13 protein-coding genes are annotated in these 12,835 nt (G+C 60.7%); 9 read left to right on the top strand and 4 right to left on the bottom strand.

Annotated elements, in window-relative coordinates; all coding sequences use genetic code 11:
• Nucleotides 1–2: 2 nt before the first annotated feature.
• Complete coding sequence (locus K5K89_RS22160) at nucleotides 3–269, bottom strand: hypothetical protein (protein ID WP_058427435.1); 267 nt, start codon at nucleotides 267–269, stop codon at nucleotides 3–5.
• Nucleotides 270–320: 51 nt separating this feature from the next.
• Complete coding sequence (locus K5K89_RS22155; RefSeq protein ID WP_222540276.1) at nucleotides 321–653, bottom strand: hypothetical protein; 333 nt, start codon at nucleotides 651–653, stop codon at nucleotides 321–323.
• 190 nt (nucleotides 654–843) lie between these two features.
• Between K5K89_RS22155 and K5K89_RS22150 the strand changes: the two genes are divergently transcribed.
• The 6 genes from K5K89_RS22150 (at nucleotide 844) to K5K89_RS22125 (ending at nucleotide 6,781) form a co-directional block, all read left to right on the top strand.
• Nucleotides 844–1,323: a GNAT family N-acetyltransferase gene (locus K5K89_RS22150; protein ID WP_010208407.1), complete on the top strand. Its 480-nt coding sequence runs from the start codon at nucleotides 844–846 to the stop codon at nucleotides 1,321–1,323.
• A 157-nt stretch (nucleotides 1,324–1,480) separates the two neighbouring features.
• On the top strand, nucleotides 1,481–2,302 hold the full coding sequence (locus tag K5K89_RS22145) for an SDR family oxidoreductase (RefSeq protein WP_092242578.1): 822 nt from the start codon (nucleotides 1,481–1,483) through the stop codon (nucleotides 2,300–2,302).
• Between the two features lie 32 nt (nucleotides 2,303–2,334).
• A complete protein-coding gene (locus K5K89_RS22140) occupies nucleotides 2,335–3,315 on the top strand; it encodes a substrate-binding domain-containing protein (RefSeq protein ID WP_222540275.1) in 981 nt (326 codons plus the stop codon).
• Entirely contained in the window at nucleotides 3,312–4,811 is a 1,500-nt protein-coding gene (araG, locus tag K5K89_RS22135) for an L-arabinose ABC transporter ATP-binding protein AraG (protein ID WP_222540274.1), read from the top strand. The genes K5K89_RS22140 and araG overlap by 4 nt, the downstream gene beginning before the upstream one ends.
• A 17-nt stretch (nucleotides 4,812–4,828) precedes the next feature.
• The gene (araH, locus tag K5K89_RS22130; RefSeq protein WP_028617559.1) at nucleotides 4,829–5,794 is read left to right on the top strand and encodes an L-arabinose ABC transporter permease AraH; all 966 of its coding nucleotides are present in this window, start codon (nucleotides 4,829–4,831) and stop codon (nucleotides 5,792–5,794) included.
• A 183-nt stretch (nucleotides 5,795–5,977) separates the two neighbouring features.
• Nucleotides 5,978–6,781: an IclR family transcriptional regulator gene (locus tag K5K89_RS22125; protein WP_071491453.1), complete on the top strand. Its 804-nt coding sequence runs from the start codon at nucleotides 5,978–5,980 to the stop codon at nucleotides 6,779–6,781.
• On the opposite strand, the gene K5K89_RS22120 is transcribed toward K5K89_RS22125, so the two are convergent.
• A complete protein-coding gene (locus K5K89_RS22120) occupies nucleotides 6,782–7,834 on the bottom strand; it encodes an NAD(P)-dependent alcohol dehydrogenase (RefSeq protein WP_222540273.1) in 1,053 nt (350 codons plus the stop codon). It abuts the gene before it with no gap.
• A 181-nt stretch (nucleotides 7,835–8,015) separates the two neighbouring features.
• Here K5K89_RS22120 and K5K89_RS22115 point away from each other — a divergent pair, with 181 nt between their 5' ends.
• Nucleotides 8,016–8,909, top strand: coding sequence for an AraC family transcriptional regulator (locus tag K5K89_RS22115; RefSeq protein ID WP_071491451.1), 894 nt, complete (start codon nucleotides 8,016–8,018; stop codon nucleotides 8,907–8,909).
• 42 nt (nucleotides 8,910–8,951) lie between these two features.
• Here K5K89_RS22115 and K5K89_RS22110 read toward each other — a convergent pair whose 3' ends face one another.
• Entirely contained in the window at nucleotides 8,952–10,616 is a 1,665-nt protein-coding gene (locus K5K89_RS22110) for an electron transfer flavoprotein-ubiquinone oxidoreductase (protein WP_222540272.1), read from the bottom strand.
• Between the two features lie 505 nt (nucleotides 10,617–11,121).
• Here K5K89_RS22110 and K5K89_RS22105 point away from each other — a divergent pair.
• Nucleotides 11,122–11,871, top strand: coding sequence for an electron transfer flavoprotein subunit beta/FixA family protein (locus tag K5K89_RS22105; RefSeq protein WP_071491449.1), 750 nt, complete (start codon nucleotides 11,122–11,124; stop codon nucleotides 11,869–11,871).
• Nucleotides 11,872–11,873: 2 nt separating this feature from the next.
• Nucleotides 11,874–12,803 carry an electron transfer flavoprotein subunit alpha/FixB family protein gene (locus K5K89_RS22100; RefSeq protein ID WP_058427425.1) on the top strand — a complete coding sequence of 310 codons (930 nt, stop codon included), beginning with the start codon at nucleotides 11,874–11,876 and terminating at the stop codon, nucleotides 12,801–12,803.
• The last annotated feature ends 32 nt before the right edge of the window (nucleotides 12,804–12,835 follow it).

The raw sequence follows: 12,835 nt of genomic DNA, 5'->3' as shown, positions 1-12,835 counted from the left end.
GGCTACTGGCTCGTTTCAGACTCCAGCTTGCGCGCCTCATCCACACCCGACGCCGTCAGCTTGATCGGCAGGTTCAACGCATACTCACCGGCGGCGTCGGTGGTCACATGCCCATCCTTGATCAGGCCGCGATCCTGCAGGAACGCCAACGCACTGGCGACGACTTTTTCTCCGCGGTAGTTATCCAACACCTCCTTGCCCAGCCCTTGAGGGTGAGCGTGCAGCAGGCGGGTCAGGACTTCTTTTTCAAGGTCTTTGTCGACGTTCATGCGTACCTCTTCACTGGGAAATGATCGGGTGTTCGTCAGGCGTTGGTTGGATCAGGGCGCAGGTTGTTTCGGAGCGCCGGGCAGGTTCGAGTCATCGCCCTTATTGATCTTGGGTTCATTGATCGATGGACCCATTTTGCCGTTGCCGACGGCGGCTGGCGCCTGGCGTTGAGTGTCATGACCCTGGGTGTGCGGGTCGGCGGCATTGGTATTGTCAATGACTGCTCCGCCATTGGTGTCCAGGCCGGTGCCCATGGATTTCTGGGACTCGTTGGTGGCGTCCGGATTGGTCGGGCCGGTAGAGGAGGTGGCTGCAAAACCGCTCAGCGAAACCGAAGACAACAGGCCAGCCAGGGCGAGGGCAGCAAACTTGGAATGCTTCATGAGGGTGTCTCCATATGATGAATGTCCTTACCCTCTATTGGTCCGCCGGTGTTCTACGTTCGTGCCTTGATGGCGACGAACGGTCTTGTGTCACCTGTAAGATTTTGTGTGCCATTGACCACGAAAATGCGCTGCAACTCGTCACGAAAGCGCCTTAGTATGTGTGCTTTGAAATTGCCAAGGCTCACCCATGACCATCGAGATTCGCCCCGCCGTGCCCAGCGATGCTGCGCAGATCCTGACTTTCATTACCGAGCTTGCCGAGTATGAGAAGGCCCGGCATGAAGTGATCGCCAGTGTGGTGGACATCGAGCGCAGCCTGTTCAGCGAAGGGGCGACCGCCCATGGCCTGATCTGTTTGCGCGATGGCTTGCCGATTGGTTTTGCGGTGTTCTTTTTCAGCTATTCCACATGGCTGGGCAGCAACTGCCTGTACCTGGAAGACCTGTACATCAACCCGGAGCAACGCGGTGGCGGCGCAGGCAAGAAGCTCTTGCGCCACCTGGCGAAGATCGCGTTCGACAACGGTTGCGGTCGCTTCGAGTGGAGCGTGCTGGACTGGAACGAACCGGCGATTGCCTTCTATAAATCCATCGGCGCCCAGCCGCAGGAAGAGTGGGTGCGTTACCGAATGGAAGGCGATGCGCTGCGTGATTTCGCCTTGGGCTAGCTGAAAATCAAAATGTGGGAGGGGCTTGCCTACTCCCACATTTTTTTGTGCTTTGCTCACTATATGGGATGCAAATTTATATATTGAGATGTTTCAAAAGATGGGTTTATAGTCGGCTGCATCAGCACTCACTACCAAAAATAAAACAGGTGAAGCGATGCAGGCACAACCGTTGTCACTCCCCGCCGTGCCCGAGCCCATCTACGGCGAGCGGCTCAAAGGCAAAGTGGTGATCATCACCGGTGCCGCCCAGGGCATTGGCGAGGCGATCGTCGCGTGTTTCCAGGCGCAGCAGGCGAAGCTGGTCATCGCCGATATCCAGGGTGAAAAGGTCGAGAACGTCGCGACCCACTGGCGTGAACGTGGCGCCGAGATCTACGCGCAACCGGTCGATATCACGTCCAGGGAGCAATGGCAGGCGCTGGTCAATGTGGCCATCGAGCGCTTCGGCCGGGTGGATGTGCTGGTCAATTGCGCCGGGGTCAATGTGTTCCGCGACCCGCTGGAGATGACCGACGAAGACTGGCGCCGCTGCTTCGCCATCGACCTCGACGGCGCCTGGTACGGCTGCCGCACGGTGCTGCCGCACATGATCGAGCAGGGCATCGGCAACATCATCAACATTGCCTCCACCCATTCCAGCCACATCATCCCCGGCTGCTTCCCCTATCCCGTGGCCAAGCATGGCCTGCTTGGCCTGACCCGCGCCCTCGGCATCGAATACGCGCCCAAGGGCATCCGTGTGAATGCCATCGCGCCGGGCTACATCGAAACCCAACTCAATGTCGACTACTGGAACGGTTTCCCCGACCCCCACGCCGAGCGCCAGCGTGCGTTCGACCTGCACCCGCCCAAGCGCATCGGCCAGCCGATCGAGGTGGCGATGACCGCGCTGTTTCTGGCGACCGACGAGGCGCCTTTTATCAACGCCACCTGCCTGATGATCGATGGCGGGCGGTCTGTGATGTACCACGACTAACGCGTTTTCCAATAACAAGAAAGAGGTGGTTCATGTTCAAGAAGACTCTAGGCACCCTCGCGCTCGCCCTTGCCTTCAGTGGCTTTGCATCGGCCGAAGAAGTGAAGATCGGCTTCCTGGTCAAGCAGGCCGAAGAACCCTGGTTCCAGACCGAATGGGCCTTCGCCGAAAAAGCCGGCAAAGAACACGGCTTTACCGTGATCAAGATCGCCGTGCCCGATGGTGAAAAAACGCTCTCGGCCATCGACAGCCTGGCCGCCAACGGTGCCAAGGGCTTTGTGATCTGCCCGCCGGACGTGTCCCTCGGCCCGGCCATCGTGGCCAAGGCCAAGGTCAATGGCTTGAAAGTCATGGCTGTGGATGACCGCTTTGTCGACGCCAAGGGCAACTTCATGGAAGACGTGCCGTACCTGGGCATGGCGGCCTTTGAAGTGGGCCAGAAGCAGGGCACCGCGATGGCGGAGGAGGCGAAAAAACGCGGCTGGGATTGGAAGGACACCTACGCGGTGATCAACACCTATAACGAACTCGACACCGGCAAGAAACGCACCGACGGCTCGGTCAAATCCCTGGAAGAAGCCGGCATGCCCAAGGACCACATCCTGTTCACCGCCGCCAAGACTCTCGACGTACCCGGCAGCATGGACGCCACCAACTCGGCGCTGGTCAAGCTGCCCAGCGGCGCGAAAAACCTGATCATCGGCGGCATGAACGACAACACCGTGCTCGGCGGCGTACGCGCCACCGAAAGCGCCGGCTTCAAGGCGGCCAACGTGATCGGCATCGGCATCAATGGCACCGACGCCATCGGCGAGTTGAAAAAGGCTGAAAGCGGTTTCTTCGGCTCCATGCTGCCCAGCCCGCATATCGAGGGTTACAACACCGCGTTGGCGATGTACGAGTGGGTCACCACCGGCAAGGAGCCTGCGAAATACACGGCGATGGACGAAGTGACGCTGATCACCCGCGCCAACTTCCAGGCAGAGCTGACCAAGATCGGGCTGTGGAAATGACCGGCGCGGCCTTGCGTTTCAACGGCATCGGCAAGGAGTTTCCCGGTGTGAAAGCCCTGGCGCAGATCAGCTTTGAAGCGCGGCCGCGCGAGGTGCATGCGTTGATGGGCGAGAACGGTGCGGGCAAGTCGACGCTGCTGAAAATCCTTGGCGGCGCCTACCTGCCCAGCAGCGGCTCACTGCAGATCGGCGCGCAGACCATGGCCTTCCGAAACGCCGCCGACAGCATTGCCAGCGGCGTGGCGGTGATCCACCAGGAGCTGCACCTGGTGCCGGAAATGACGGTGGCCGAGAACCTGTTCCTCGGCCACTTGCCGACGCGCTTCGGGGTGGTCAACCGCAGCCAGTTGCGCAAGCAAGCGTTGGCCTGCCTCAAGGGGCTGGCGGATGAAATCGATCCGGATGAGAAGCTCGGTCGGCTTTCCCTTGGGCAACGCCAACTGGTGGAAATCGCCAAGGCGCTGTCCCGTGGCGCCCATGTGATTGCCTTTGACGAACCCACCAGCAGCCTGTCGGCGCGGGAGATCGACCGCCTGATGGCGATCATCACCCGCCTGCGCGATGAGGGCAAAGTGGTGCTCTACGTGTCCCACCGCATGGAAGAAGTGTTCCGCATCTGCAACGCCGTCACGGTGTTCAAGGACGGCCGCTACGTGCGCACCTTCGAGGACATGAGCGCGCTGACCCACGACCAACTGGTGACGTGCATGGTGGGTCGCGATATCCAGGACATTTACGACTACCGCCCGCGTGAACAGGGCGAGGTGGCGCTGAAGGTCGAGGGCTTGCTTGGCCCGGGCCTGCGTGAGCCGGTCAGCCTTCAGGTACACAAGGGCGAGATTCTCGGCCTGTTCGGCCTGGTCGGGGCAGGGCGCACGGAGCTGTTTCGGCTGCTGAGTGGTTTGACCCGCAGCACCGCAGGACGCCTGGAACTCTGTGGGCAACCACTGCGGCTGCATTCACCCCGCGATGCCATCGTCGCCGGGGTGCTGCTGTGCCCGGAGGACCGCAAGAAGGAAGGCATCATTCCGCTATCCAGCGTCGCCGAGAACATCAATATCAGTGCGCGTGGCGCCCACTCTGCGTTCGGCTGGCTGCTGCGCGACGGTTGGGAAAAGGCCAACGCCGACCGGCAAATCAAAAGCATGAAGGTCAAGACGCCGAACGCCGAACAGAAAATCATGTACCTGTCCGGTGGCAATCAGCAGAAGGCCATTCTCGGCCGATGGCTGTCGATGCCGATGAAAGTGCTGCTGCTGGATGAGCCAACGCGAGGCATCGATATCGGCGCCAAGTCGGAGATCTACCAGATTATCCATAACCTGGCGGCCAGCGGCATTGCGGTGATTGTGGTGTCCAGCGACCTGATGGAAGTGATGGGGATTTCCGACCGTATCCTGGTGATGAGCGAAGGCGCCCTGACCGGCGAACTCACCCGCGACCAGGCGGATGAAGCACGGCTGTTGCAACTGGCTCTCCCGCGTTCGCGGGCTTGAAGAATTCGAGGTGAATGATGTCCGAGGTAAAAACTGCAAAGGGCTTCTGGCCGGGTTTCAACCAGCGCAAATTCCTCGATGACTGGGTGATGCTGCTCGCCGCGTTGAGCATCTTTGTGCTCAGCGCGTTGTTTATCGACAACTTCCTTTCACCGCTGAACATGCGTGGGCTGGGCCTGGCGATTTCCACCGTAGGCATTGCCGCGTGCACCATGTTGTTCTGCCTGGCCTCCGGGCATTTCGACTTGTCGGTGGGCTCGGTGATTGCGTGTGCCGGCGTGGTCGCGGGCATCGTGATCCGCGACACTGACAGCGTGGTGCTCGGTGTGTCGGCAGCGTTGGCCATGGGCCTGGTGGTGGGGCTGATCAACGGCATCGTCATCGCCAAGCTGCGCATCAATGCATTGATCGCGACGTTGGCGACCATGCAGATCGTGCGCGGCCTGGCCTACATCTTCTCCAACGGCAAAGCGGTGGGGGTGATGGATGAGGGCTTCTTCGTGTTCGGCAACGGCCAGCTGATGGGCGTGCCGGTGCCGATCATCATCACCGTGCTGTGCTTTGTGTTCTTCGGCTGGCTGCTCAACTACACCACCTACGGGCGCAACACCATGGCCATCGGTGGTAACCAGGAAGCGGCGTTGCTGGCCGGGGTGAACGTCGATCGCACCAAGATCATCATCTTTGCCGTGCACGGCTTGATCGGCGCCCTGGCCGGGGTGATTCTCGCCTCGCGCATGACCTCGGGCCAGCCGATGATTGGGCAAGGGTTCGAGCTGACCGTGATCTCGGCGTGTGTATTGGGCGGGGTGTCGTTGAGTGGCGGCATCGGCATGATCCGTCATGTGATTGCCGGGGTGTTGATTTTGGCGATCATCGAGAATGCGATGAACCTGAAGAACATCGATACCTTCTACCAGTACGTCATCCGTGGTTCGATCCTGTTGCTGGCGGTCATCATCGACCGCATGAAACAGCGTTGATCCCGAGCCCTATGAAGATTCGAATGTGGGAGGGGGCTTGCCCCCGACAGCGGTGGGTCAGTGGATACCTGTTTTTCTGATGTGCCGCCATCGGGGGCAAGCCCCCTCCCACATTTGGATCGCCACTGTATTGAGGGTCGGTATTTGCCATAATGCCCCCGCTTTCACACTAATAGGCCCGATATGCAGGAAAACGCCCACATCCCCGTCAAAGATACCGCCCCCACTGGCACCCAGACCCTGTTGCGCGGCCTGGGCGTGGTGCAGGCCGTGGCGGCGGGTGCGCGGGATCTGAAAGAGATCGCCAAGCGCATCGGCACCACTCGCAGCACCACCCACCGCCTGGCCAGTTGCCTGGTGGAGGAGCGTTACCTGCGCGTGGTGCCGCAAGTGGGTTACCTGTTGGGGCCGAAATTGATCGAACTGGGGTTCCAGGCGCGCGAAGAGCTGCCACTGGTGACCCTGGCCATTCCGTATCTGGATGAGCTGTCGGCGCTGACCGGTGACACCATCCACCTGGCCATCCGTGAATACGACGATGTGCTCTACCTGCACAAGAACCCCGGCCGCAATGGCCCGGAAATGCGCTCGCGGGTCGGCCACCGCATGCCGCTGGCGCGGACCGGGATCGGCAAGGCATTGCTGCTGGATGACACGGTGGAGGAGTGGCAGCGCCTGTACGACGTCAGCCTGCCGGCGGGTGGGAAAAGCCTGCAATGGCCGCAGCACCCGGAACAATCCTGGGCGCAGTTCGAGCAGCGCATGCGTGAATACGTCGTGGGTGGGTATGCGTTCGACCTGGAAGACAACGAACCGTCGATCCGCTGCGTAGCAGCACCGGTGCGCGATGCCAGCCGGCGCATCGTCGCCGGCATCAGCATCGCCAGTACCGTGCCCTACATGCCGCTGGAGAAGATGGCCGAGCTGATCCCCGTGGTCAAACAGGTCGCAGCCCGGCTGTCGGCAGAGTTGGGCGCGAAGGCCTGATCAGGCCTTCAAGGTCGCCATGTCGATGACAAAGCGGTACTTCACATCGCCGGCAATCATGCGGCTGTAGGCTTCGTTGATATGGCGGATGTCGAGCATTTCGATATCACAGGTGATGTTGTGCTCGGCGCAGAAATCCAGGACTTCCTGGGTTTCGGCAATGCCACCGATCAAGGAACCGGCCAGCACTTTACGGCCCAGCACCAGCTTGGCGGCGTTGACGGGCGGGTCGACCGGTTCGATCAGGCCCACCAGGATATGCACGCCGTCAAAGCGCAGCACGTCGAGGTAGGGGTTCAGGTCGTGCTGCACCGGGATGGTGTCCAGCAGGAAGTCGAAACTGCCGGCGGCGGCGTTCATCTGCTCAGCATCGGTGGACACGATCACATGGTCGGCACCCTGGCGACGACCTTCCTCAGCCTTGCTTGCCGAGCGGGTGAACAACGTCACTTCCGCACCCATCGCCTTGGCGAACTTGATGCCCATATGGCCCAGGCCACCCATGCCCAGCACGCCGACCTTATCGCCGGCCTTCACGCCGTAGTGCTTGAGCGGCGAGTAAGTGGTGATGCCGGCGCACAGGATCGGTGCCGCGCTGGCCAGGTCGAGCTTGGCCGGGATCTTCACCACGAAGTGTTCGCTGACCACGATGCTGTCCGAGTAACCACCCATGGTGTTGCTGCCGTCTACGCGGTCCGGGGTGGCGTAGGTCATGGTCGGGCCTTCGAGGCAGTATTGCTCAAGGTCCGATTTGCAGGCGTCGCAGTGACGGCACGAGTCGACCATGCAGCCGACGCCGACCAGGTCGCCGACTTGGTGCGCGGTGACATTGGCACCAACGGCAGTGACCTTGCCGACAATCTCGTGGCCCGGCATCAGCGGGTATACGGCGATGCCCCATTCGTTGCGAGCCTGGTGGATGTCGGAGTGGCAGACGCCGCAGTAGAGGATCTCGATGGCCACGTCATCGGCGCGCGGGCTGCGGCGCTGGAAGGACATGGGGGCGAGGGGAGTGGTGGCCGACTGGGCGGCATAACCGATGGCGGTGTACATGGGGAAACCTCGCAAAAGCCTGGACTGTAGAGGTGGCGCATTCTGCGCGCCGACCCTGGGAGCGAACATGGCAAATGCTCCGAGTCTCATGCCTATTCGTCCGGGAGTGCCCCTGGTTTGGATCCGTTGGCCGCCAGACCTGCGATGATGTTCTCATCCCTTATTCGCGAAGTTTTTTGCCATGTTGTTGACCCGCCATCTCGATGCCAACGCCACCTTGGTTGCCTTGATTGAGGGGCTTACGCCCTGCGACGGTTTCTCCCCGACCCACCTGCCCGGTGTGCAAGTGCTGCGCGCCAGTTGTGACGTGGCACGTGGGCCGCAGATTTATGAGCCAAGCCTGATGTTCGTGGCCCAAGGCAGCAAAGTCGCCTACCTGGGGCCGCGCACGCTGGAGTATGGCGCCGGGCACTACCTGATCCAGGCCATGCCGGTGCCCTTTGAGTGCGAGACGTTTGCCATGGGGTCCGATGCGCCGTTGTATGGCGTCACGGTGGGCATTGACCGCGTGGTCTTGGGCGAATTGGTGATGGCCATGGGCATTCAGGCCGGGCCGCCGCCCACGGCGCAGACGCTGGAGTCGATGAGTTCGGTGATGCTCGATGATGCGATGCGCGGTGCCGTCGAACGGCTATTGGAGTGTCTGCACGATCCGCTGGAAAGCCGGATCATGGGGCCGGCGCGGGTCCGGGAAGTGTTGTTCACCGCTTTACGAGGTCCGCAGGCGGATGTGTTGCGGGCGCTGGTGGAACAGCAGGGGCAGTTTTCGCGCATCGCCACGTCGTTGAATCACCTGCATGCCCATTACGCCGAGCCGCTGAATATCGAGACGCTGGCGGGGTATGCGCACATGAGTGCGTCGACCTTTCATGAGCACTTCAAGCGCTGCACGTTGTTGTCGCCGGTGCAGTACCTGAAGCGTTTGCGTCTGCTCAAGGCCCAGCAGTTGCTGCTGGTGGACGGCATGGGCGTGGCGCAGGCGGCGCATAGCGTGGGGTATCAGAGTACGTCGCAGTTCAGTCGGGAATATAAACGCTATTTCCTGCGTAATCCCGGCGAAGAGCGCGCAGCATAAAAAAGGCTCCCATTTGGGAGCCTTTTTGTTCGAGCCGCGAGCTTACATATTCGGGTAAGTCGGCCCACCCGCGCCTTCCGGCGTAACCCAGGTGATGTTCTGCGAAGGGTCCTTGATGTCACAGGTCTTGCAGTGCACGCAGTTCTGGGCGTTGATCTGGAAGCGCTTCTCGCCGTCTTCCTGGGTGATCACTTCATACACGCCGGCCGGGCAGTAGCGCTGCGCCGGTTCATCGTAGAGCGGCAGGTTGGTGCCGATCGGGATGCTCGCGTCTTTCAGCTTCAAGTGGCACGGCTGTTCTTCTTCATGGTTGGTACCGGAGATGAACACCGAGCTCAGCTTGTCGAAGCTCAGCTTGCCGTCGGGTTTCGGGTAGTCGATCTTCTTGCTGTCCTTGGCCAGCTTGAGGCAGGCGTAGTCCGGCTTGGTGTCGTGCAGGGTGAACGGCATCTTGCCGCCCAGGATGTTCTGGTCGAACCAGTTGAAACCGGCACCGATGATCGGGCCGAACTTGTGCATCGCCGGGCCGAAGTTGCGGCTGGCGAACAGTTCTTCGTAGAGCCAGCTGGACTTGAAGCTGTCGACGTAAGCGGTCAGTTCATCACCGCCTTCGGATTCGGCAAACAGGCGGTCGGCCACGGCGTCGGCGGCAAGCATGCCGGACTTCATCGCGGTGTGGCTGCCCTTGATCTTGGCGAAGTTCAGGGTGCCGAGGTCGCAACCGATCAGCGCGCCGCCCTTGAAGACCATCTTCGGCAGCGAGTTCAGGCCGCCTTTGCAGATGGCACGGGCGCCGTAGCTGATGCGCTTGCCGCCTTCGAGGTACTGGGCCAGCACCGGGTGGTGCTTGAGGCGCTGGAACTCATCGAACGGCGACAGGAAGGTGTTGCTGTAGGACAGGTCGACGATCAGGCCGACCACCACCTGGTTGTTTTCCAGGTGATAGAGGAACGAGCCGCCGGTGTTCTCGGCGCTCATGATGTCCAGCGGCCAGCCGCCGGTGTGCACCACCAGGCCAGGCTGGTGCCTGGCCGGGTCGATTTCCCAGATTTCCTTGAGGCCGATGCCGTAGTGCTGGGCGTCGGCGTCGCTGTCCAGGTTGAAGCGCTGGATCAGTTGCTTGCCGATGTGGCCACGGCAACCTTCGGCGAACAGCGTGTACTTGCCACGCAGCTCCATGCCTGGGGTGTAGACGCCTTCCTTTGGGTTGCCCTCGCGATCGACGCCGAGGTCACCGGTGATGATGCCGCGCACCACGCCGTTTTCGTCGAACAGCGCTTCCTGGGCGGCGAAGCCTGGGTAGACTTCCACGCCCAGGTTCTCGGCCTGCTGGGCCAGCCAGCGGCACAGGTTGCCCAGGGAAATGATGAAGTTGCCTTCGTTGTGCATGGTCTTGGGCACAAAGAAGTCAGGGACCTTGGTGGAGGCTTCGGGGCTGCGCAGTACATAGATGTCATCGCGTACCACCGGAGTGTTGAGCGGCGCACCGAGTTCTTTCCAGTCCGGGAACAGTTCGTTCAGGGCGCGGGGTTCGAACACGGCACCGGAGAGGATATGCGCGCCGACTTCGGAGCCTTTCTCGACCACGCAGACGCTGATTTCCTTACCGGCTTCGGAGGCCTTCTGCTTCAGGCGGCAGGCGGCAGACAGTCCCGCCGGGCCAGCGCCGACGATGACCACGTCGAATTCCATGTATTCGCGTTCCACAGGCTATCTCCTACTCAAGGCTCAACAGGCTTTTTTTCTAATGGGTGGAGGTTCGGTGTTGTCTTGCGGCAACGGCAAGACCCACCTTTCTCTCTAGGTGGCGCATTATATCTACACCACTGGCAGCGTCCAATACAAACGTTTGTTTGAATTGCCCGCAGGCTAGATAAATCACAGTGGTGCGGCTTATGACTGGCTATTTTGCCGTATTGACCAGAATAGGCGTTCCGGTCAATATACGGTCGGTTTTGCGCTTACCGTAGGCAGACAGCAGGTTTCAAGAGCACGTCCAAAAGCAAGACAGGTGACGCGTGCCCAACCATTGGCGCGCAGTTTACACGCTGCGATAAAGAATGACCTCTCAGTCACCCCTGACGAACGGTCATCATTTCCCGTGAGCAAGGTCGCCGCCTGCGTTTTTGGAGGTGCCCTTGTGTGCCGATGAGCATCAACCGCCAGGTTCGCCTAGGCGACTTTCTTTTCACCGGAGAGTAACGAGGAATCCATGAAGGTTCTTGTAGCTGTCAAACGCGTTGTCGATTACAACGTGAAAGTTCGCGTCAAGGCGGACAATTCCGGCGTCGACCTCGCTAACGTCAAGATGTCGATGAACCCGTTCTGCGAAATCGCCGTGGAAGAAGCCGTACGCCTGAAAGAGAAAGGCGTGGCGACTGAAATCGTCGTGGTTTCCATCGGTCCTGCCACTGCTCAAGAGCAGCTGCGTACCGCCCTGGCACTGGGCGCCGACCGAGCCATCCTGGTCGAGTCCGCTGAAGAGCTGACCTCCCTCGCCGTGGCCAAGCTGCTCAAAGCCGTTGTCGACAAGGAACAGCCTCAGCTGGTTATCCTCGGCAAACAGGCCATCGACAGCGACAACAACCAGACTGGGCAGATGCTGGCTGCGCTGACCGGTTACGGCCAGGGTACCTTCGCCTCCAAAGTCGAAGTGAGCGGCGACAGCGTGGCTGTCACCCGTGAAATCGACGGCGGCGCGCAGACCGTTTCTTTGAAACTGCCGGCCATCGTCACCACCGACCTGCGTTTGAACGAGCCGCGCTACGCGTCCCTGCCAAACATCATGAAAGCCAAGAAGAAGCCGCTTGAGTCGCTGACTCCGGAAGCTTTGGGCGTTTCCACCGCTTCCACCAACAAGACCGTCAAAGTTGAAGCACCGGCTGCACGCAGCGCGGGCATCAAGGTCAAGTCGGTGGCTGAACTGGTCGAGAAACTGAAAAACGAAGCGAAGGTAATCTAACCATGACTATCTTGGTAATCGCAGAACACGACAACAAAGTGCTGGCCCCGGCCACCCTGAACACCGTGGCTGCCGCTGCGAAAATCGGTGGTGATATCCACGTATTGGTTGCGGGCCAGGGCGCTGGCGCGGTGGCTGAAGCCGCTGCGAAAGTCGCTGGCGTGAGCAAAGTACTGGTCGCCGACAACGCGGCCTACGCTCACCAACTGCCGGAAAACGTTGCGCCTCTGGTTGCAGAGCTTGGCGCTGGCTACAGCCACATCCTGGCTGCCGCCACCTCCAACGGCAAAAACATCCTGCCACGCGTTGCCGCGCAGCTGGACGTTGACCAGATCTCCGAGATCATCTCGGTCGAAAGCGCCGACACCTTCAAGCGCCCGATCTATGCCGGTAACGCTATCGCTACCGTACAGTCCAACGCTTCGGTCAAAGTCATCACCGTGCGTGCCACCGGTTTCGACCCGGTTGCCGCTGAAGGTGGTTCGGCTGCCGTTGAAGCCGTCGCCGCTGCCCACGACGCTGGCACCTCCAGCTTTGTAGGCGAAGAGCTGGCCAAGTCGGACCGTCCTGAGCTGACCGCTGCCAAGATCGTCGTTTCCGGCGGCCGTGGCATGCAGAACGGTGACAACTTCAAGCACCTGTACGCCCTGGCCGACAAGCTGGGCGCTGCGGTCGGCGCTTCCCGCGCGGCCGTCGACGCAGGTTTCGTACCCAACGACATGCAGGTCGGCCAGACCGGCAAGATCGTTGCGCCACAGCTGTACATCGCCGTCGGTATCTCTGGCGCGATCCAGCACTTGGCCGGTATGAAGGACTCCAAAGTGATCGTTGCGATCAACAAGGACGAAGAAGCACCGATCTTCCAGGTGGCTGATTACGGCCTGGTGGCGGACTTGTTCGAAGCCGTCCCTGAGTTGGAGAAGCTGGTCTAATCCAGTCGCTTCACTTATAAAGAGCCCGGTCC

It is taken from the genome of Pseudomonas sp. DR208, from assembly GCF_019823005.1.
Lineage (GTDB): Bacteria > Pseudomonadota > Gammaproteobacteria > Pseudomonadales > Pseudomonadaceae > Aquipseudomonas > Aquipseudomonas extremorientalis.
Note: the sequence above shows the minus strand (reverse complement) of the source record. Positions and strands in the feature narration are given on the sequence as shown.

Bases quoted from the DNA above. Each gene is read 5' to 3' on its own strand.
- K5K89_RS22160 (WP_058427435.1), bottom strand. From the start codon at position 269: ATGAACGTCGACAAAGACCTTGAAAAAGAAGTCCTGACCCGCCTGCTG.
- K5K89_RS22125 (WP_071491453.1), top strand. From the start codon at position 5,978: ATGCAGGAAAACGCCCACATCCCCGTCAAAGATACCGCCCCCACTGGC.
- K5K89_RS22155 (WP_222540276.1), bottom strand. From the start codon at position 653: ATGAAGCATTCCAAGTTTGCTGCCCTCGCCCTGGCTGGCCTGTTGTCT.
- K5K89_RS22100 (WP_058427425.1), top strand. From the start codon at position 11,874: ATGACTATCTTGGTAATCGCAGAACACGACAACAAAGTGCTGGCCCCG.
- K5K89_RS22140 (WP_222540275.1), top strand. From the start codon at position 2,335: ATGTTCAAGAAGACTCTAGGCACCCTCGCGCTCGCCCTTGCCTTCAGT.
- K5K89_RS22145 (WP_092242578.1), top strand. From the start codon at position 1,481: ATGCAGGCACAACCGTTGTCACTCCCCGCCGTGCCCGAGCCCATCTAC.
- araH (WP_028617559.1), top strand. From the start codon at position 4,829: ATGTCCGAGGTAAAAACTGCAAAGGGCTTCTGGCCGGGTTTCAACCAG.
- K5K89_RS22105 (WP_071491449.1), top strand. From the start codon at position 11,122: ATGAAGGTTCTTGTAGCTGTCAAACGCGTTGTCGATTACAACGTGAAA.
- araG (WP_222540274.1), top strand. From the start codon at position 3,312: ATGACCGGCGCGGCCTTGCGTTTCAACGGCATCGGCAAGGAGTTTCCC.
- K5K89_RS22150 (WP_010208407.1), top strand. From the start codon at position 844: ATGACCATCGAGATTCGCCCCGCCGTGCCCAGCGATGCTGCGCAGATC.
- K5K89_RS22115 (WP_071491451.1), top strand. From the start codon at position 8,016: ATGTTGTTGACCCGCCATCTCGATGCCAACGCCACCTTGGTTGCCTTG.
- K5K89_RS22120 (WP_222540273.1), bottom strand. From the start codon at position 7,834: ATGTACACCGCCATCGGTTATGCCGCCCAGTCGGCCACCACTCCCCTC.